Annotated in this window: 9 protein-coding genes and 1 pseudogene; all 10 read right to left on the bottom strand. The window is 74.3% G+C overall.

Annotation, left to right across the window (positions count from 1 at the left end):
- Window positions 1–48: 48 nt before the first annotated feature.
- The 10 genes and pseudogenes from ACFYXS_RS03780 to ACFYXS_RS03735 all read right to left on the bottom strand — a co-directional run bounded on the left by ACFYXS_RS03780 (window position 49) and on the right by ACFYXS_RS03735 (window position 19,755).
- Entirely contained in the window at window positions 49–1,575 is a 1,527-nt protein-coding gene (locus tag ACFYXS_RS03780) for a hypothetical protein (RefSeq protein WP_389243401.1), read from the bottom strand.
- Window positions 1,576–1,696: 121 nt separating this feature from the next.
- Window positions 1,697–3,988 (bottom strand): CDP-glycerol glycerophosphotransferase family protein, encoded by a 2,292-nt coding sequence (locus ACFYXS_RS03775; protein ID WP_389243399.1) that lies wholly within the window; start codon window positions 3,986–3,988, stop codon window positions 1,697–1,699.
- A 41-nt stretch (window positions 3,989–4,029) separates the two neighbouring features.
- A complete protein-coding gene (locus tag ACFYXS_RS03770; RefSeq protein WP_389243397.1) occupies window positions 4,030–7,641 on the bottom strand; it encodes a CDP-glycerol glycerophosphotransferase family protein in 3,612 nt (1,203 codons plus the stop codon).
- A gap of 112 nt (window positions 7,642–7,753) precedes the next feature.
- Window positions 7,754–10,096, bottom strand: coding sequence for a CDP-glycerol glycerophosphotransferase family protein (locus tag ACFYXS_RS03765; protein WP_389243395.1), 2,343 nt, complete (start codon window positions 10,094–10,096; stop codon window positions 7,754–7,756).
- 131 nt (window positions 10,097–10,227) lie between these two features.
- On the bottom strand, window positions 10,228–11,157 hold the full coding sequence (locus ACFYXS_RS03760) for a carbohydrate ABC transporter permease (RefSeq protein WP_389243393.1): 930 nt from the start codon (window positions 11,155–11,157) through the stop codon (window positions 10,228–10,230).
- Window positions 11,154–12,503 (bottom strand): carbohydrate ABC transporter permease, encoded by a 1,350-nt coding sequence (locus ACFYXS_RS03755; RefSeq protein WP_389243391.1) that lies wholly within the window; start codon window positions 12,501–12,503, stop codon window positions 11,154–11,156. The genes ACFYXS_RS03760 and ACFYXS_RS03755 overlap by 4 nt, the downstream gene beginning before the upstream one ends.
- 10 nt (window positions 12,504–12,513) lie before the next feature.
- Entirely contained in the window at window positions 12,514–13,914 is a 1,401-nt protein-coding gene (locus tag ACFYXS_RS03750) for an ABC transporter substrate-binding protein (RefSeq protein WP_389243389.1), read from the bottom strand.
- A 1,094-nt stretch (window positions 13,915–15,008) separates the two neighbouring features.
- Window positions 15,009–16,268: pseudogene (locus ACFYXS_RS03745) on the bottom strand (serine/threonine-protein kinase); the annotation flags it as partial.
- Between the two features lie 147 nt (window positions 16,269–16,415).
- The gene (locus ACFYXS_RS03740) at window positions 16,416–17,783 is read right to left on the bottom strand and encodes a glycoside hydrolase family 16 protein (RefSeq protein WP_389243387.1); all 1,368 of its coding nucleotides are present in this window, start codon (window positions 17,781–17,783) and stop codon (window positions 16,416–16,418) included.
- 175 nt (window positions 17,784–17,958) lie between these two features.
- Window positions 17,959–19,755 (bottom strand): serine/threonine-protein kinase, encoded by a 1,797-nt coding sequence (locus ACFYXS_RS03735; protein ID WP_389243522.1) that lies wholly within the window; start codon window positions 19,753–19,755, stop codon window positions 17,959–17,961.
- Window positions 19,756–19,814 lie beyond the last annotated feature (59 nt).

The raw sequence follows: 19,814 nt of genomic DNA, 5'->3' as shown, positions 1-19,814 counted from the left end.
AGGGGCCGGGGGAGATCCCCCGGCCCCTCCCGTGCTGTCGGCGCCCGGTCACCCGATCCGGTACAGCCGTTCGTGCGTGCGCGGGCCGGTGGCGACCAGGGAGGTGTCCGGCGGGGCCGGGGCCTTGGGCGCCGTCATGACCCAGCGGACGTGGTAGCGGCGGGCGATGGCCCGCCGCTGGTCCGGCGCGGTCGTGGGGGCCAGGAAGGTGCGGACGTCGGCGGCGCGGCGCCCCCGTTCCGCCGCCGAGGTCGACGGGTCGGGCCAGGTGGGGGCGACCAGGAACGCGCCGTAGGCCGGCATGACGTGCGAGGGACCGTAGGCGTCGGTCAGGACGACGTCGCCGACCGCCACGTGCCGCTGCGCCCACTGGTAGCTCGGCCAGTGGTTCAGCCGCTGCAGGTGCACCGCCGGCGGCACGTAGCGCGTCGGGACGATCGCGCCGGCCTGCGCCACCAGGCCCACGCAGGCCGCGACCGCGGCGAGCGGTGCCAGCACCGTGCGCAGCAGCGTCCACGGCGGGGCCTCGGCGAGCTCGACCGCCAGCGCGAACTGCAGCGGCACCAGCAGCAGGCCGAAGATCCGCCCGTAGGAGTACTCGCCGCTGAACCAGCCGTACGCGGCCACCGCGCAGTCCCCGGCGAACATCAGCACCAGCGGGTCCAGCGGATTCAGGCGCAGCCGGTACAGCAGCGCCGGCAGACCGGCCAGGGCGAGCCCGTACCACTGCCACAGGTCGCCGTAGAGCTGCCGGTGGATCCCGTCCACCGTCGGGTCGCCGAGCAGCGCGGAGACGCTGAAGTACGGCCACCAGCCGGCCACCGCGAAGGCGACGGCGGCGGTCAGCGCCCAGCGGCCCAGGATCCCGGCGACGATCGGGGTCTGCTGCAGGCCGAGCACCAGGGCGGCCACGCCGATGACGGCGCCCATCGCGGTGAACGGGTGGACGAGCAGGATGACGCCGAGCAGCAGTCCGAGCCCGGTGTGCAGCCACGGTCCGCCGACGCCGCGCCGCGCGGTGCGCGCGGTGATCGCCCACGCCCAGAACGTCAGGCCGATCGCGAAGGCACTCGGGTAGGTCAGCCCGCGGGTCATCGACTGCAGCCCGAGGAAGCCGCTCCACTCCTTGTGCTCCGGCCCCCACAGCAGCACGAACGCCGCCAGTGCCAGGACCGGCGCCCAGCGGCGCGTGCTGAGGGTGCGGGTGAAGGCGCCGATGCCGGTGACGACCAGGGCGAGGTTGAGCGGGCCGCAGACCTTCAGCAACTGCCAGCCCGGCACCCCGGTGAGCTTGCTCAGCAGCCCCAGCAGCACCGTGTAGGGGGTGAAGTAGGGGCTGCCGGCGCCGGGCATGTCGAGCAGCGGGTTGGACGGGTGCCGCCAGTCCGCCGCGATCCGCTCGATCGCGGCGGCGTGCTGCCCGAAGTCGGCGGCCGGTACGGCGTCCCAGGTCTTGAGGGCCACCACCAGCCAGAACAGGGTGCCCAGAATCAGGTACGGCGAGGGGCGCCGCACCCGGCGCAGCTCGTAGGTCTGGATGCGCCAGTCCCGCTGGGTCGTCAGAACGCCGGTCACGCAGCCCTCCCGGCCGTCGTCAGCTCGTCACCACGATGTTCGATCGTGGCACGCGGTGCTGCATCCCCGGCGGGTCCGTACGGGGACGTGTCCCGGTGCGGCCACCCGTTCGTGGGAGGGGCTACGGCCGACTGGCGGCCTCCCGGGGAGCGCCGGACGGGGGGCCCGCCGGCCGCGGCACCGAGTGCAGCCGCGCGGGGGCCGGGGCCGGGGTGCGGGCGTCGAGCGGCACCATCGGCAGCGGCGAGTCGTCGCCGAGCAGGACCCGGCGTACGACCCGCTCGGCGGCCCGCCCGTCGTCGAAGCCGCAGAAGCGGCGGCGGAAGGCCGCCCGCAGCGCGCGGGCCCGCTCGTCGTCGAAGGCGCCCTCGCGGAAGACCCGGACGAGTTCGTCGTCGCTCGTGGAGACCGCGCCCGGGGTGTCGCCGGGTGTGCCGGACAGCAGGTCGAAGTAGACGCCGCGGGAGGCCCGGTAGGCCGGCCAGTCGTCGGCGTGGACGACGATGGGCCGGTCCAGCAGCGCGTAGTCGAACATGATCGACGAGTAGTCCGTGACCAGGGCGTCCGCGGCCAGGCACAGCTGTTCCACGGACGGGTGCCGGGACACGTCGATCAGCAGGCCCTCCTCGTGCAGGGCCCTCAGCGCCGGGTCCTCGCCGTGGAAGTAGTGGACGCGGGTCATCACGACGAAGTCCTCGCCCAGCGCGCGGCACACCCGGCCGAGGTCCAGCCGGGGCACCCAGTCCTTCCGGTAGTCGCGGGTGGTGGGCGCGTACAGGATCGCGGTGCGGCCGTCGGCGATGCCGAGCGTGGCGCGGGCGGCCGTGACCTCGGCGGCCCCGGCGGTCAGGAAGACGTCGTTGCGCGGGTAGCCGGTCTCCAGGTGCTGCCAGGAAGAGGAGGGGTAGACCCGCTCCCACACCTCGCTGGAGTGGGGGTTGGAGGAGACGCTGAAGTCCCAGCGGTCGACCCGGGCCAGCAGTTTGCGGAAGCTCATGCCGCGGGCGGAGGCGGGGTAGCGCTGCTGGTCGATGCCCATCTTCTTCAGCGGGGTGCCGTGATGGGTCTGCAGATGGACGGTGCCCGGCCGCTTCACCACCTCGTTGGGAAAGTTGACGTTGCTGATCAGGTACGTGGCGCGGGCCATCAGCCGCCAGTAGCGGCGGGTGCGCGGCACCACGGCGTCCACACCCGGCGGGACGCGGTCCAGGTCGGCCTTGCGGACCACCCACACGCCCCTGACGCCGGGGGCGAGTTCCCTGGCCTTCCAGTAGATCGCGGCCGGGTTGCAGGACACGCCGCGGTCCCAGTACGCGGAGTACACCGCCAGGTGCGGGTCGAGCGGGCGGCGCCGGTGGTACGCGTACAGGGCGACCTTGGCGTGCTGCGCGAGCCGGCGGCGCAGCCGGCGCCCGCGGCGGACGAGGCCTCCCCGGCCCCGGGCGGACAGTCCGGACAGCCGCAGCAGGGCGTGGCCGCCGCGGGCCAGACGGCGGTAGGCGGCGGCCTGCTCCGGCGGCGCCTGGAAGCCCTCGGGCAGATAGGTGCCGTACCAGAGCCGCGCGAGGCGGAAGAACTCGCGGCGCAGCCGCGCCGGGATGCGGTCGGGGTTGCCCAGGCAGAACAGGAAGTGGCTGACGGCCCGTTCGAAGAGCATCGGCCGCAGCGGCGCCAGGTGCTCCCGGCCCTCGCCGTCGAGGAACTCGAACAGCCGCGTGTACTGGTCGAAGATGACGAAGTGGTTCCGGCCCGGGCTGCGGGTGCTCGCCCCGCTGCGGCGCTGCCGGTACTCCAGCACCACGTGGTCCAGGCAGGAGATCCGCCGCGCGGTGAGCATCGTCCTGTACGAGACCAGGGCGTCCTCGTAGACGCCGTCGCTGAAGGCGAAGCCGTGCTCCCGGTAGAAGTCCCGGCGGTAGACCCGGTTGGAGGTGATCGCGAACAGCCGCAGGAACTCGGGGCGTTCGGTGATCCGGAAGACCTCGGTACCGGCCGATGCCAGCAGGTCCCGGGAACGGCTCTTCTCGGCGGTGTCCCACCAGTAGGTCCGCACATGGTCGAAGTAGAGGATGTCCGGGTCGCCGTCCTGGCGCAGCCGCCGCTCGACCACCGCCAGCGAACCGGGGGCCAGGGTGTCGTCGCCGTCGAGGAAGAACAGGTAGTCCCCGGTGGCCCGTTCGGCGCCGGTGTTGCGGGCCCGCCCGACGCCCAGGTTGCGTTCGTGGTGCACCGCGACGACCCGCGGGTCCCGAGCAGCGTACTCGTCGGCGATGCGCCCGCAGTGGTCGGGGGACCGGTCGTCGACCACGATCACCTCGAGGTCGGCGACGGGCTGGGACAGCACCGAGTCCAGGCAGGCGCGCAGGTAGCCCTGCACCTTGTGGGCCGGGACGATGACGGTGAAGCGGGGCATGGGGATCCTGTGTTCTGTCGGAAATCGGTGAGGAGGAACCTTCAGCGGGGTGCGGTGCCGCCGGGGCCGAGCAGGCGGTCGGTGGCGCGGGCGGCGGCCCCGCCGTCGTCGAGGTGGCAGAAGGTCGCGCGGAAGTGGGCGTACGCGTCGGCGCTGTGCCGTGCCACGGTGTCCAGGTCGCGCAGCGCGCCGGCGACCTCGGCGGTGGAGTGCAGCAGCGGACCGGGGGCCTGGGCCTCGAAGTCGGGGTAGAAGCCGCGCAGCGTGTCGCGGACGTGCTCCAGGTCGGGGACGAGGAAGAGCATCGGGCGGCCGGTGTTGGCGAAGTCCGCGGCGAGCGAGGCGTAGTCGGTGACCAGTACGTCGGCGAGCAGCAGCAGTTCGGCCGCGTCGGGGTGCGCGGACACGTCGCGGACGAAGTCGGAGCGGCCGGGCCGCAGCCGGTCGGCGACCAGCGGGTGCGAGCGGTAGAGCAGTACGTGGTCCCTGCCGAGGGCGGCCTTGGCCTCCGCCAGGTCCAGGTGGGGGGAGCGGCGGTAGTGGCCGGAGTCGTACGCCCGGTCGTCGCGGCGCGTCGGGGCGTACAGCACCACGGTGCGGCCCCGCGGGATGCCCAGCCGGTCCCGCAGGGAGGCGGCGATCTTGTCGCGGTCGTCGGCGAACAGCACGTCGGTGCGCGGCAGTCCGGTCTCGGCGACCTCGCCGTCGAAGGCGAGGGCCGTGCGCAGCGCGCCGGTGCTGTACGCGTTCGGCGACAGCAGCACGCTCCACTGCCGGCCCGGGTCGCGCGGCGGGCGCGCCAGGTGGGCGAGCTCCGCGCACAGGGTGCCGGCCAGGTCGCGGCCGGTGCGTTTGACCGGAGTGCCGTGCCAGGTCTGCAGCACCCGCTGGTCGGGGCGGCGGACGAACCACGGCGGCAGGTGCGTGTTGGTGACCACGTAGCGGCTGCGGGCCAGCGCCTCGTACCAGGCGGCGCTGTGCAGGACCACCGGCCGCGCGGTACCGGGCGGCACCGCCTGGCCGTCCCGCACCACCCACAGGTGCTCCAGGCCGTCGGCCTCGCGGCGGCGCAGCAGTTCCTCGTGCACGGCGCGCGGGGAGTCGCCGCTGCTGCGGCCGTCGAAGGAGCTGTAGAGCACGGTGTCGCGGCGCGGCAGGCCCCGGGTGCGCGGGTAGTGCGTCCCGCGCAGCACGCGCTGCCGGTACGGGCCGCGCTGCGGCTCCGGCACGGTCGGGCCGGCCTCCACGAACAGCCGGTCGTGCAGGCGCCGGTCCACGGTGAACGCCTTGCCGCCGGAGCCCGCGGCCATCGGCAGCGCGTCGAACGAGGCGGGGGCCACCCGCACGGGCGCGTCGTGCCCGCCGGCCCGCAGCCACAGGTCCCAGCGGCCCTCGGCCAGCGGCACGGTCCCGGCGAGGGTCTCGACGCGGCCGGGGCGCACGGTCACGGTGAAGCGGCGCCCCTCGCGGTGCCGGGCGGGGCCCGCCGGGTCCAGGGACGCGGCCGCGCTGTCCAGGCGTACGGGGAAGGCGTGCTCGGCGCTGAACGTGCCATGGCGCAGGACCAGTTCGGCCCGGCCGGGCGCGGTGTCCGGCGCCAGCCGGCCGGTGAGGACGAGCGCGCCCTCGGCGGTCCAGCCGACGGCGTCCACGACCGGCTGGGGCGTGCGGTCGCGCAGCACCAGCCGGCCGGCCGCGTCGGCCTCGACCAGCAGCTCGCGGCGGACACCGGCGAACCGGGCGTCCGGGCCGAGCGGGTAGTGGCCGGCGGGCAGGTCCCCGTCGAGGTGGACCGGGTCGGTGCGGCCCGGCCGCATCAGGACGGCCTCCCACGTCTCGGTGGTCTCCGGGGCGATCTGCCGGGGGCCGGGCTCCAGCGCGGGCCGGGCGTCCCCGAGGTCGGCGAGGCGCACGCGGACCCGGCGGACGCCGTGGTCCGCGTCCTGAACCGGATACGTGAGGACCGCCCGTGTCGAGGCGAGCGTCAGGCGCAGCGCGGTGGCGTCCGGCGCGCCGGTGACGTCCAGTTCCACCGCCCCGTCGGGACCCGCCCGGTGGTCCACCACCGTCCGGGTGACCGGGTCCACCGACAGGTGCAGCCGGCCGGCCCGGTGGTACGGCACCACCCGGGTCCCGTCGCCCGCCGGGTACGACTGCGGGGAGGCACCGGATCCGGAGTCCGCGGCGCGCAGTCCCGCCGTGCGGATGACACCTCGCGCGGCGACGACCACCGCGATCCGCCACCGGCCGGGCCGCAGCCGCGCCGGGTCGACGGTGATCTCGAAGCCCGACCAGTCGTAGCAGTGTTCCTCCTGGCCGGAGCCGACGGTCGCGGCCGGCTCCTGGTGGATGCGCACCGGCAGCAGCAGGACCTTGACCCGGCGCCGCCGCCCGCTGAGCGCGACGGCGGTGATGTGGGCGTCGCCGGGCTGCCCGGCGCCGATGTTGCGCAGGTAGGCGTGGCCGCGCAGCACCAGCCGGCCGTTCTCCCGGGCCACCTCGGCGACCTCGGCGTGCACGGACAGGTCGGCGCGGCGCAGCCGTACCACGGAGGGGGGCAGTGCCATCGGGGTGCCGTCCGCGGCGGCGACCACCGCGCGCTTGCGCAGCGGCGGGCCGGCGACCGAGAAGCCGGACGGGCCGGCGCGCCGGTGGTCGAGGAACGTGACGAGGTCGTCGAGCCGGTCCTTGACGACCAGGTGCCAGATGATCCGCTGTGCGACGGGGAGTTCGGGGAAGACGCCGGGGTCGACACGGCTGAGGAAGTCCCGGCAGCGCTCCATGAACACCCGCCGGTACTCCGGTCCCGCCGTCGGCAGGGCCTCGACGAGGTCCCGGAGGTCGTCGGTGAGCACCGAGCGGTCGTAGGCGCGCTTGTACGCGCCCCGGGCGGGGTGCGCCGGGTCGGCGAGGAAGCGGCTGACCGAGTCGACGGCCGCGACGCAGTCCGCCACGCCGCGCACGCCCCGCGCGCCCCGCACCTCGGTGCGCCGACCGGTGGCCGAACCCTCGTGGACCCGCCGGTAGTGGACATGGTCGTGCAGGACGTCCACGGCCGCGGCGAGGAAGTGGGCGCGAAGGGTGAGCGGGGCGTCCTCGTACCACACGCCCTCGGGGAAGGCGAGGTGGTGCCGGTCCCAGAAGTCGCGCCGGAAGACCTTGTTCCAGGCGGCCCGGTCGGAGAGCAGGGCCGGGTCCCGGGTGACGTGGGTGCGCGGCACGTTCCGGCTGATGTCGCGCCGCGGCCAGGCCTCGGACCGGCCGTCCTCGGTGAGCAGCCAGGCGTTGCCGGTGGCGAGGTCCGAGCCGGAGGCGTCCAGCATCCGCACCAGCGTCTCGTACGCGCGCGGCGGCAGGACGTCGTCGCCGTCGAGGAAGGCGAGGTAGGAGGTGCCCGGATCGGCGTGCCGGACACCGGTGTTGCGGGCGTGGCCCAGGCCCGCGGCGTCCTGGCGGACCAGCCGGAAGCGGGGGTCGCGGTCGGCGAAGGAGCGCGCGATGTCGGCGCCCGCGTCCGTGGAGCCGTCGTCCACGACGACCACGTCGAGCGCGTCGAGGGTCTGGGCGGCCACCGAACGCAGGCACTCCGCCACGTGCGCCTCGACGTTGTGGACCGGGACGACGACGGTGAGGCGGGGCGTGCGCGGGGCCATCGGCTGACGTCACCCTTTCCGGGTACGGGCGGTGTGCGGGGACGAGGGGTTCAACTCGCCCCGGCCGCGTCGGTCACCTCCACTGCGCCGAACGGGTGAATCGACGCCGGCCTCAGCCGCCTGGCGCCGGGTCGCGGGTCTGGTCGTACACCCCGCCGGGCTCCTGCGCGGCGGCCCGCTCGCGCGCGTGCTCACGGGCCTGCGCACGGGCCTGTTCACGGGCCAGGTCGGGGGCGGGGGCCGGGTGCCGGGCCTGCGCGGGGGCGACCGGGGGCAGGCCGCCCGGCTCGCCCAGGAAGACCCGGCGCACGACCCGCTCGGCCGCGTGCCCGTCGTCCCACGGGCAGTACCGCTCCCGGAAGGCGGCCCGCAGCCGGGTGGACAGCGGGCCGCGCCAGGCGCCGGTGCGCAGGATGCCGAGGAGTTCGTCCCCGGACCCGGCGACCAGCCCCGGCGGCTCCGCGGTGATGTCGAGGTAGGAGCCGCGCGCGATCCGGTACGCCGCCCAGTCCTCGGCGTGCACGACGACCGGCCGGTCCAGGACGGCGTAGTCGAACATCAGGGACGCGTAGTCGGTGATCAGCCCGTCGGAGGCCAGGCACAGCTCCTGCACGCTGCGGTGCGCGGAGACGTCGAGCACGTTGCCGGGCAGGTCCTCGGGGAGGCCGGTCGCGCACCCCCGGTCCGGGTGCTCGCGCGGTGCCCGGTACAGGATCACGAATCCGGGGCCGAGCTCCCGGCCCAGCCGGGCCGGGTCGGCGGGCGGGCGGAAGCCGTGCCGGTGGCCGCGGTGCGCCGGGGCGTACAGCAGGGCGGTGACGCCCTCGGACAGGCCGAGGGCGGCGCGCAGCCGCAGCACGTCGTCCGCGGACGCCCGGAGCAGCACGTCGTTGCGGGGCTGGCCGTACTCCAGGGTGGTGTAGCCGGCCGGGTAGGCGCGCTCCCAGACCACCGAGGAGTGCGGGTTGGCGGACAGGCAGTAGTCCCAGCGGTCGGTGTGGGCGAGCATGCGCGCGAAGTCCCGGCCGGCCGAGGCGGCGGGGTCGCCCTGCACGTCCAGGCCCATGTGGCCGAGCGGGGTGCCCTGGTGGGTGTGCAGGTTCACCTGGCCGGGGCGCTTGACGTACGCGTGAGGGAAGTTGACGTTGTTGACCAGGTACGTGGCCCGGGCCAGCGCCGTCCAGTACGCGGGCGAGCCCGGCTGGAGGCGGCGCACCCCGGGCGGCAGGGTGCCGGCGTGCTCCTCGGTGGTGATCCAGGCCGTGCGCAGGTGCGGGGCGAGGCCGCGTACGGCGGTCTCCAGGGCGGCGGGGTTGCAGGCGTAGCCGCCGTACCGGTCCGCGGCGAAGACCGCCGACCGCGGGTCCAGGGGCCGCTGCCGCTGCAGGCGGTAGTGCGTCCGCAGGGCCGCCGTGCGGCCCGCGAGGCGGGCGGCCCCCGCCAGCGCGCGCAGCCGCCGGCGCAGCGTGCCCGCGGCCCGCACCGCGTCGAAGACGGGGCGGGCGCCGAGCCGCACCAGCAGCCGCCGGGGCCCGCCGCCGCGCCCGGGCCCGCCGCCGCGCCCGGGGCGGCCGGGTTCCCGGGGCCGCAGCCGGCGCAGGAGCAGGCCGCAGCGCTTGAAGTAGGCGGCGCGTGACGAACGGGGCAGCCGGTCGGCGCTGTTGTAGATCAGCAGCAGGTGGTCGGCCGTCCGCCGGTAGAGCGCGGGCCGCCACGGGTCGTGCACGGGATGGCGGTCGAGGAAGGCGGAGAGCCGCTCGTACTGCTCGAAGACGTCGAAGTGGCGGGTGCTGGTGGTGCGCAGGATGCTGCCGTGGCGGCGCTGCCGGTCGTGCACGCAGACCCGGTCCAGCACGGCGACGGTCCCGGCGGCGAGCAGCGCCGGGTACGTCCAGGGCACGTCCTCGTACCAGCCGGGCGGGAAGGACAGGCCGCGCCGCTGGACGAACTCCCGCCGGTAGGCCTTGTTCCAGGCCACCGGCCGCAGCCGCAGCAGGTCGGGCCGGGCGGCGAGGGGGCCGGGCGGCGGCCCGGCGTGGGAGAGCAGTCCGGCGCGGCGGCCGCGGACGACGCGGCCGTCCCAGTAGGTGCGGGCGTGGTCGAAGACCAGCACGTCGGGTTCCGCGGTCTCGGCCAGCCGGTCGGCGACGGCCCGCAGCGCGCCGGGGGTGAGGGTGTCGTCGCCGTCGAGGAAGAGCAGGTAGTCGCCGGTGGCGTGGGCGATACCGGCGTTGCGGGCCCGCCCGGGGCCCACGTTCTCGGCCAGGTGCACGGCGGTGACCCGGTGGTCGCGGGCCGCGTAGGACGCGACGACCGCGCCGCAGCCGTCGGGGGAGTGGTCGTCGACGGCGATCAGTTCGACGTCGGTGAAGCTCTGCCCGAGTACCGACTCCAGGCACTCGTGCAGATAGGCCTGCACCTTGTGGACGGGCACGATGACGCTGAACCGGGGCAAGGCAGCACATCCGTAGGATCGACGTACGCGGCTTATGCCCGTTATATCCCGCCGGGCGTGCCACATCCGGCGACCGTTCCGGCCACGGAGTGTTGCCCGGCCCCGGTCCTCGCCGCTCCTGTCCCGCCTGCCTACTTCACGGCGCCCGCCATGACGCCGGAGACGAACTGCCGCTGGAAGGCGAAGAAGACGACCAGCGGGACCACCATCGACACGAAGGCGCCCGGCGCCAGGATGTCGATGTTGTTGCCGAACTGCCTGACCTGCTGCTGCAGTGCGACGGTGATGGGCTGCGAGTCGGCGTTGGAGAAGATCAGCGCCACCAGCATGTCGTTCCACACCCACAGGAACTGGAAGATGCCGAGCGAGGCGATCGCCGGACCGCCCAGCGGCATGATCACCCGCGCGAACAGCCGCAGCTCGCCCGCCCCGTCCAGCCGCGCGGCCTCCAGCAGCTCCCTCGGGATCTCCGCGAAGAAGTTGCGCAGGAGGAAGATCGCGAAGGGCAGGCCGAAGCCGGTGTGGAAGAGGACGACGCCGATGGTGTCGCCGAAGATCCCGATGTCCCCGAAGAGTTTGGCCACCGGGACCAGCGCGATCTGCACCGGCACCACCAGCAGCCCGACCACCAGCAGGAACAGCCAGTCCCTGCCCGGGAACTCCATCCAGGCGAAGGCGTAGCCCGCCAGCGAGCCGATGACCACCACCAGCAAGGTGGCCGGCACCGTGATGAGCGCGGTGTTGAGCAGCGACGAGGTGACGGCGTCGTTGCCCAGCAGCTCGCGGTAGTTGGCGGCGGTCAGCTCCGAGGGCGCGGTGAACACCTTCCACCAGCCCGTGGCGGCGATGTCCACCGGCCCGCGGAACGAGGAGATCAGCAGCCCCACGGTCGGCATCAGCCAGAACAGCGCTACCAGCACGAGGAACACGCGCAGCACGCCGCCGCCGGCCCGCTCCGCGAGGCGTGCGGCGAGCGGCGCCCCGGCGGCCTTGCCCGCGGTCTCCGGGTGAGGGGGCCGGGCCGGTCCGGCGGGTTCCGCTGTGCCTGCGACGGTCGTCATCGGCGGGCCTCCCTGCGCAGACGGCGGATGTTGAACACCATGACCGGGACGACCAGGAGCAGCAGGATGACGCCGATCGCGCTGCCGACGCCCTGGTTGTTGCCGCCCCCGAAGGACGACAGGAACAGTTGCAGCGCCAGGACGTTGGCGTCGTCCTGCGAGGTGCTGGGCGCGATGATGTAGACCAGGTCGAAGATCTTCATCACGTTGATCATCAGTGTGACGACCACCACGACCAGCACCGGGGCCAGCAGCGGCACGGTGATCCGGCGGAACACCTGCCACTCGTTGGCGCCGTCGATCCGCGCCGCCTCCATCAGCTCGCGCGGCACCCCGGCGAGCCCCGCGGCGATCAGCACCATCGCGAAGCCCGCCCACATCCACAGATAGGCGCCGATGATGGCGGGCGTCACCAGCGTCGGGCCGAGCCAGTCGATGCCGTTGTACGGCTGCGCGAAGTTCGACGCGGGCAGCCGCAGTCGGGCACCGGCCGCGGACGCCGGGAGCGCGAAGGTGCCGTCCGCGCCGGACGTCGCGGAGGCGACCACCCGGCCGTCCTCGACGGCCTCGACCCGCACGCCCTTCAGCGCCTTCTCCCCGGCGTCGACGGCCCCGGCCGTGCCTCCGCCGCCCGGCTTGAAGTCCAGCCACACGGTGCCGGTCACCCCGGGGCCGGCGGCCGCCTGCCGGGCGTCCCCCGCCCCCGCGGGCAGCTCGGCCGCCGGGATGCCGATCAGCGGCAGCGCGACCGCCGTGCCTTCCTGCGCCGCCTGCTTCGTGGTGTACGAGCCGCCGCCCGAGGCCGCCAGCTCCCCGCCGGGGCGGGGTCTGGCCCCGGGGTAGGCGGAGGAGTCGGCGAAGGTGTCGTGGACGCCGACGACGACCGCGTTCGCCGCTCCGCGCGCCGGGTCCTGCTCGTACACCAGCCGGAAGATGATCCCGGCCGCCAGCATCGAGATCGCCATCGGCATGAAGACGACCAGCTTGAACGCGGTGCCCCAGCTCACCCGTTCGGTCAGCACCGCGAAGACCAGGCCGAGCGCCGTGGCCAGGACCGGCGCCACAACCACCCAGACCGCGGTGTTGCGCAGCGCGGTCAGGGTGCTGTCGTCGCTGAAGACCGAGCCGTAGTTCTCCAGCCCGACGAAGCCCGATCCCGCCTTGTCGAAGAGGCTGCGCCAGAGCGTGTACGCGATCGGGTACACCACCAGCGCCCCCAGCAGCACCAGCGCGGGCAGCAGGAAGACCGCCGCCACCCAGCGCCGTGTGCCCGTCACGCCCTTGCGCCGCGCCGCGGGCACGCCGCCCGGGGCGGCAGGACCCTGCACGGTCGCCGCCGTCGCCATCGCGGTCGCCTCAGCCGGCGTACGCCTTGGCGGCGTCCGCTTCGAGCCTGGCCTGCGCGCCCGCCACATCCGAAGGGTTCTTCAGGAAGTCCTGGAGATCCTTCCACTCGCCCTTGCCCGCCGTGCCTCCGAAGGCCGCCGGCGCCTGGTCGGACATGTCGAAGCGGAAGTCGTCGCCCGCCGACACCAGACCCTTGGCGATGGAGCGCGAGACCTCGTCCGGGTACACCGACAGGTCCAGGGACTTGTTCGGCGACACGAAGCCGCCCGAGGACGCCCACACCCCGGCCGCGTCCGTGGAGGCGAGGAAGGTCACCAGCGCCTGCGCGCCCTTGGAGTCCTTCAGGACGACGCCCACGTCACCGCCGCTGACCACCGGCGCCTTGCCGGAGCCGACCGCCGGGAAGGGGAAGACCTTGGCGTCCTCGCCGACCTTCGCCTTGGTGTTGTCGCCGATGAACGCGCCCACGAAGTCGCCCTCGTAGACCATCGCGGCCTTCGGCGGATTGCCGGTGAACGTCTGCGTCACCGACGTGGGGAAGTCGGTCTGCAGGGCGCCGCTCTGGCCGCCGGCGATGAGGTCCTTCTTGCCGAAGAGCCCGCCGAGGGTGGTGAGGGCCTCCTTGACCGAGGGATCCGTCCACTTGATCTTGTGCGCGGCGAGCTGGTCGTACTTCTCGGGGCCGGCCTGGGAGAGGTAGATGTTCTCGAACCAGTCGGTGAGGGTCCAGCCGTCGCCGCCGCCCACCGATACCGGGGGCGTGCCCGACTCGAAGATCGTCTCCGCGGTCTTGAGGAAGTCGTCCCAGGTGGCGGGGGGTCCGGAAATGCCCGCGTTGTCGAAGGCGGAGGTGTTGTACCAGACCAGCGACTTGTTGGCGGCCTTGGCGTAGACGCCGTACTGCTTGCCCTCGTACGCGCCGAGGTCCTTCCAGCCCTGCGTGAAGTTCTTGTCCAGCTGGGCCTGCGCCTCGGGGCCGAGCGGCTTGAGCCAGCCCTTCTGCGCGAACTGCCGCAACACGCCGACCTGCGGCAGGAACGCCACGTCCGGCGGCTGACCGCCCTCGATCTTGGTACCGAGGAAGGTGGAGACGTTGTCGCCGGTCGGCACGAACTTCAGCTTCGCGCCGGTGCGTTTGCCGAACTCGTCGAGGACCTTCTGGAAGTGCTTCTGCTCGGGGCCGGTCCACACCGCGGCGACCTCGAGGCTCTGCCCCTTGAGGTCCGGCAGCGCCACGCCGCCGGTCCCGCCGCCCGAACCGCTCGGCGACGCCGCCCCGTTGTCGCCGGTGCCGCCGTTGTCGTCGTCGCTGCCGCCGCAACCGGCCGCTGTCAGTGCCAGGGCGGCCGCCGCCACCACGGCGACGACGGCCCTGCGCGTACCTCGCGTGCGCCTGCTGGATGTCCGCATCTGCCTGCCCATCCCCTCAGCGCGGAAGCACGCCGCGGTGGCAGCCCGCCGGTTGGCCGAGTCGGCTGCGCCGGGCGTCCCGTCCCCGCGTCGTCCGCTGTTCCGCGTCCAGTGTTACGCCCGGTCTGATAACCGCCGCAATACCGCCCACGCGTCAGGCCGTTGGATCGTGACCTTCATGTGACCGGCGAACCGGTCGAGCGGGCGAGAGTGCCGTCGGCCCGGCGGACGTAGAGGGTGAGGGCTTTCGCGGAGCCGGTGAGCGCGGCGCCGGTGCGGCTGGTGGCGCCCACCGGGACGGGCACCCAGCCGGACCCGGCGCCCACGGCGGCGGCCAGCCCGCCGCTGTCGGACGGGGCCAGGACGTACAGCCGGCCCCCGGACACCGCGGCTTCCGGGCGGCCGGTCGCGTCCAGTCCGGTGATCGGTTCCGAGGGGCGCCAGGCGCCGTTGACGTACGGCAGGCGCAGCACGGCCCCGTCGGCCTTGCGCACGACGAAGGCGTCCAGGGTGCCGCGGGCGCGCGAGACCAGGCCGGGCGCGGAGGTGATGCGGCCGGCGGTGGGCACCAGCGCCCAGGCGTTCCATCGGCCGTCCACCCAGGAGGAGGTGACCAGGTCGCCGTCGGACCGGGCGACCAGGTCGATCCGGCCGGGGGCGGAGGACGCGGCGGCCGGGGTGGTGTCGAAGGTGGCGGGCTGGTCGACCTGGTACCAGCCGCCCCACGCGCCGTCGCTGAGGGTGCGCCGGTAGACCTTGTGGTCGGTGCCGAGCGCGAACACGTCGAGCTGCCCGGCGCGCGAGGAGACGGCGGACGGGTCGTCGGCGACGCTTATCCCGGTGAGCCGGTGCCAGCTGCCGTCCACCAGGTACCACAGGTTCCGGTCGGTGCCCCGGGTGAAGACGTACGTCGCACCCGCGGCGGTGACCGCCCGCGGCCGTCCGGTGGTCTCCACCCCGGCGACCGGGAGCCGCGGCAGCGCCGTCAGGCCCGACCAGCGCAGCGACGCCTCCCCGGCCGCGTCGGCGGCGTCCGCGGCGGAACTGACGGCCCCCTGCGGGGAGGCCGCGGCGCCGGTGGGCGCGGTGGGGGTGGGCGCGTGCGTCGTGGAGTCGCCCGGCTCCTGGTCCTCGCGGCTGGTGGAGCCGCCGTCGTCGGATCCGGAGGCGGCGATGGCCCAGCCGCCGAGCCCGGCGGCCACCAGGGCCGCCGCGGCGGCGGCCCCGATCTTGGCCCGGCGGCGCTGCGGTGAGTCCGTCACGGCCCGGTGCCGGTGGCGGGCCCGGCCGCCGCGGGGGTCGTCGCCCGCGGCGCGGCCGGCGGCGAGCTCCTCGGCAGTCGGCAGCTTGATGCTGGTGTGCGTGTCCCGGGTGGAGTCCGGGGCCGCGCCCCTGACCAGCGGGACCGCGCCGCGCCGGCGGCCGGCCGGCGGGTCGTACGGCTCGCCGGTGCCCGCGGGTTCGGCGCCGAAGCCGCCCGCGTCCTCGTGGTGGTGGTCGCCGGGCGCGTCCACCTCCAGCGGCGGCAGCCCGGCCAGATCCGGCAGCAACTCGCGCAGCCGCGCGCCCACTTCCGCGGCCGTCAGTCGCGAGGCCGGCGCCTTGGCCAGGCACTGGGAGAGCAACTGCCACAACTCGTCGGGCAGGTCGGGCAGCGGCGCCACCGACTCGGTGACGTGCCGGCGCAGCACGGCGCCGGGGTGGCCGCCGCCGAACGGCGTGAAGCCGGCGAGCAGTTCGTACAGGACGGTGGCGAGCGCGTAGATGTCGACCGAGGCCCGCGGCGGCAGGCCCTCGATGATCTCCGGCGCCAGGTAGTCCGGGGTGCCGATGATGCGGGTGGCGCGGGTGCGGCGCGGGGAGTCCACCAGCCGCGCGATGCCGAAGTCGGTGAGCAGCGCCGGGGGCGCCCCGCCCGGTCCGGGCGGCGCGGCGGAGTCCAGCAGGACGTTCTCCGGCTTCACGTCGCGGTGGACGACGCCCGCCGCGTGCGCGGCGGCCAGGCCGTCGGCGACGTCGGCGGTGACCGAGACGGCGGCCTCGGGGGAGAGCCTGCGCTCCCGCTCCAGGCGGGAGCGCAGGTCGGTGCCGCGCACGAGGTCCATGACCAGTGCCAGGTCGGAACCGTCGACCACGAGGTCACGGATACCGACGATGTGCGGGTGGTGCAGTGCCAGCAGGGCCGTGCGCTCCTGGACGAAGCGGCCGACGAGGTCCTGGTCGGAGGCGAGGTCCTCGCGCAGCAGCTTGATGGCGACCGGGCCCTCGGGGCCCTCGCCCAGCCACACCGTGCCGGCGGAGCCGCGCCCCAGCACCTGGTGCGCGGTGTACCGGCTGCCGATCTTCCGTCCCAAGGCTGCTCCGACTCCTCCGACGTGCCGTCGTGTTGGCGACAAAGCTACGCGGATGCGAGCCGGTTGGGGGAACCAGTCGGGGGTGAGTGCGGCTTCTGCGGAAGAAATCACCCTCCAGAAGTCGACAAATCACCAGCACGGGCAGTCTCAGCCGGTGAACGTGAACCAGTTGAGATTGACGAAGTCGGCGGGCTGACCGCTGGCGAAGGTCAGATAGACGTCGTGCGTCCCGGTGATCGCCGCGGTGTTGGCCGGGACCGTCGTCCAGTTCTGCCAGCCCCCGGTGCTGCCGACCGCGAAACTGCCCACGGGGGTCGCGGTGGGACTGTCCAGCCGTACTTCGACCAGTCCGCTCACCCCTGCCGCGGCGCCCGAGGCGACCCGGGCCTTGAACTGGTGGGCGGCGGTGGAGCCGAAGTCGACGGCGTTGTAACGCAGCCAGTCGCCGCCCGCGATCCAGCCGACGTCCTGGCCGCCCCCGGTGTCGGTCGTGGTCTCGGTGGCGGTGCCGGACTGGGCGGCGTACGACTCGGCCTGGATCGTGCCGTAGGCACCGGTGCCGCCGCCTCCGCCGCCCCCACCCCCGCCGCTGCCGGCGGAGTTCCAGACGGCCACGTAGTCGACCAGCATCGGCACGCCCGAGGCGGTGGAACCGGTCGGAGTGCCGCTGCCCGCGACGCCGTTGGGGAAGGCGCCGCCCATCGCCACGTTCAGCAGCACGAAGTGGCCGTGGTGGGTGGCGTTGGCCCAGGTCGTCGCGTCCATCTGCGAGGCGTTGACGGCGTGGTACTGCACGCCGTCGACGTACCAGCGCAGCGTCTCGGGGCTGACGCTGCGGTCCCACTCGAAGGTGTAGGTGTGGAAGGCGCCCTGGCAGGCGCTGCCCGGGCACGCGTGGACGGCGCCGAGGCCGTTGGTCTCGTTGCAGGGACCACCGGGGTTGCCGCCGCAGTGCAGCGTGCCCCAGACCTGGTTGATCCCGTTGACGTTCTCCATGATGTCGAACTCGCCGATGCCGGGCCAGTTCTGGTAGTTGCCGCGGTAGTCGGCGCCGAGCGTCCAGAACGCGGGCCAGTAGCCGGCCGCCGCGGCGCCGGTCAGGTTCGGCATCTGGATGCGCGCCTCGATGCGGGCCCGGCCGCCCGCGGCCGCCTGGAAGTCGGTGCGGCGGGTCTCGATCCGGGCGGAGGTCCAGCGCCCGGAGCCGTCGCGGACCGGGGTGATGCGGAGGTTGCCGCCGCCGTCCTGCTGGAGGTTGGTGCTGCTCGCGGTGTACGTCTGCACCTCGCCGGTGCCCCAGTTCGCGGGGCCGCCGGGGTAGGAGGTGCCGGTGTCGGTGATCCAGTCCGTGCCGGAGGGGGCCGACCCGGCGCTGCCGGTGAAGTCGTCGCTCCAGGTCAGGGACCAGCCGGTGCTGGGCGGGGGGACGCTGGCCGAGGCCGGGCCGGCGAGGGCCGCGGCGAGCGCGAGCAGTGCGGCCGCGCCGGCCCGGACGAGAGTTTTGGACGCGCGCATGACAAGTCCTCCTGGTGAGGAGAGGTGGGGGAGCGCGTGAAGGGGGTTGCCCGGGCAGTTCACTGTCCGCCCGGGCTGACGAGGCGTCAAGGCGTGGCGCTTGAAAACGCTCTCAGAATTTTCCGCCGTCACTCTTTGAAGGCAGAAGGTGCCGCGCTCCGCGCTCCCTGCCGCGCTACTGGCTGGGAGTGCCGCTGGTGGAGTCCCCCAGCGACTTGATCCCGTTCCAGATGTCGGTCACCCACGTGGACAGGGTGTCCCAGAGCCCCTTGCCGGTGTCGAACCAGCCCTGCAACGGGCCGAAGTACCAGGCCAGCAGGAAGATGACGACCACGACGACGATCATCGTGAAGCAGCCCTTGAGGCACCCCAGGCCGGGGATGCGCATCGGGTTGGCGCTGCGCCGGCGCGGTTCGCGGGCCGGGGGCGGCTCGGGGGCGGGCGGCCGCTGCGGCTCGTAGTGCCGGGGCGGCTGCTGCTCGTAGCGCGGCGCCTGCTGCTGCGGCCGGGGCGCGTACTGCTGCGGCTGCTCGTAGCGCGGCGCGGGCTGCTGCTGCGGCTGGCGGTGCTGCGGCGGGCGCGGGGGTTGCTGGTGCTGCGGCTGCTGTGCGTACCCCTGCCCACCGGGCTGCTGCTGCCGCTGTTGCTGTTGTTGCTGCTGGTAGGACTGTTGCTGCTGGTAGGACTGCGGCGGCTGCGGGGGCTGTGCGCCCGGCTGACGGCGCGGGCGGCGGCGCAGCGGGTCCTGCTCGGGGTCCAGGTACTGGATCTCGGTCTGCTCGGCGCGCGCCCGGGCCCGGTTGAGCTGCGACTCCCACGGGTGCGGGCCCTGCGGCGGCTCGTTCGGCGGGCCGCCGGGCACCGGCGGCATCACACGGGTGCCGTCGGCGCCGCCGGCGGGCTGGGAACCGCCCTGGATGACCTGGGTCGGGTCGGCGCCGCTCTCGGCCGCGTTGGCGGACAGCACACTGGTGGCGGCCGTCGGGTCGTACCCGCCCATCGGCGAGCGGTTCGGCAGCACCTGGGTGGGGTCCGCCGTGCCCGGCGGCACCAGGGGGGTGTCCGGCACGGTCGCGGGCGCGGGGTCCGGCGCGAGCAGCGCGGCCACGCCGATGGCGGCCTCGGCCTGGGCCGGTGAGGCGTGGACGCCCACGCCCGCGGCCACCACGCGCAGGGCGCGGGCCAGGTTCTCGGCGCTGGGGCGCTCGGCGGGCTCCTTGCGCAGGCAGCGCTCGATGACCGTCCACAGCGGTTCGGGGACGGTCGTGGGGCGGCGCGGCTCCGCGCTCAGGTGCCGTTGCAGCACTTCGAGCGCGCTCTCGCCGTGGAACGGCGGACGGCCGGTGACCAGCTCGTACAGCAGGATGCCGGCGCCGTAGATGTCCACCGCGGAGGTCTGCGGGCGGCCCTGTGCGGACTCCGGCGCTATGTAGGCGGGGGTCCCCACGAATTCGTGGGTCCGGGTGAGGCCGGGCGAATCGGCCAGCCGGGCGATGCCGAAGTCGGTCAGCATCGGGTGCATCTGGGCGCTGCCGTCCGGGCCGGTGACGGTGGCGAGCAGCACGTTGGCGGGCTTCAGGTCGCGGTGCACGACGCCGTCGGCGTGGCTGGCCGCCAGCGCGTCGGCGATGGCCGCGGTCAGCAGGGCGGCGCCCACGGGGGAGAACGGACCGTTCTCGCGCAGGTGGCGGTAGAGGTCCGGGCCGTCGATCAGGTCCATCACCAGGGCCAGCAGGTCGCCCTCGACGACCAGGTCGCGCACGCGGACGATGTGCGGGTGGCGCAGCCGCAGCAGCACCGAGCGCTCGCGCAGGAAGCGCATCACGACGTCGGGATCGCTCGCGAGCTCTTCCTTGAGCACCTTGATCGCGACGGTCTCGCCGGTGTCCCGCACCTGGGAGCGCCACACGGTGCCCGTGGCACCGCGTCCCAGCGGCTCCACCAGTTCGTATTTGCTGCCTACCGGCCGCACGTCTCGCACTCCCTGGATCTTGGCCTGGTCCGTGGCCTGTGTGCGCCCACTGTAGTGCC

It is taken from the genome of Streptomyces sp. NPDC002574, from assembly GCF_042889545.1.
Taxonomy (GTDB): domain Bacteria; phylum Actinomycetota; class Actinomycetes; order Streptomycetales; family Streptomycetaceae; genus Actinacidiphila.
Note: the sequence above shows the minus strand (reverse complement) of the source record. Positions and strands in the feature narration are given on the sequence as shown.

Excerpts from the sequence above, each read along its gene's own strand:
- ACFYXS_RS03775 (WP_389243399.1), bottom strand. The coding sequence starts at position 3,988 with ATGCCCCGCTTCACCGTCATCGTCCCGGCCCACAAGGTGCAGGGCTAC.
- ACFYXS_RS03770 (WP_389243397.1), bottom strand. The coding sequence starts at position 7,641 with ATGGCCCCGCGCACGCCCCGCCTCACCGTCGTCGTCCCGGTCCACAAC.
- ACFYXS_RS03760 (WP_389243393.1), bottom strand. The coding sequence starts at position 11,157 with ATGACGACCGTCGCAGGCACAGCGGAACCCGCCGGACCGGCCCGGCCC.
- ACFYXS_RS03755 (WP_389243391.1), bottom strand. The coding sequence starts at position 12,503 with ATGGCGACGGCGGCGACCGTGCAGGGTCCTGCCGCCCCGGGCGGCGTG.
- ACFYXS_RS03750 (WP_389243389.1), bottom strand. The coding sequence starts at position 13,914 with ATGCGGACATCCAGCAGGCGCACGCGAGGTACGCGCAGGGCCGTCGTC.
- ACFYXS_RS03740 (WP_389243387.1), bottom strand. The coding sequence starts at position 17,783 with ATGCGCGCGTCCAAAACTCTCGTCCGGGCCGGCGCGGCCGCACTGCTC.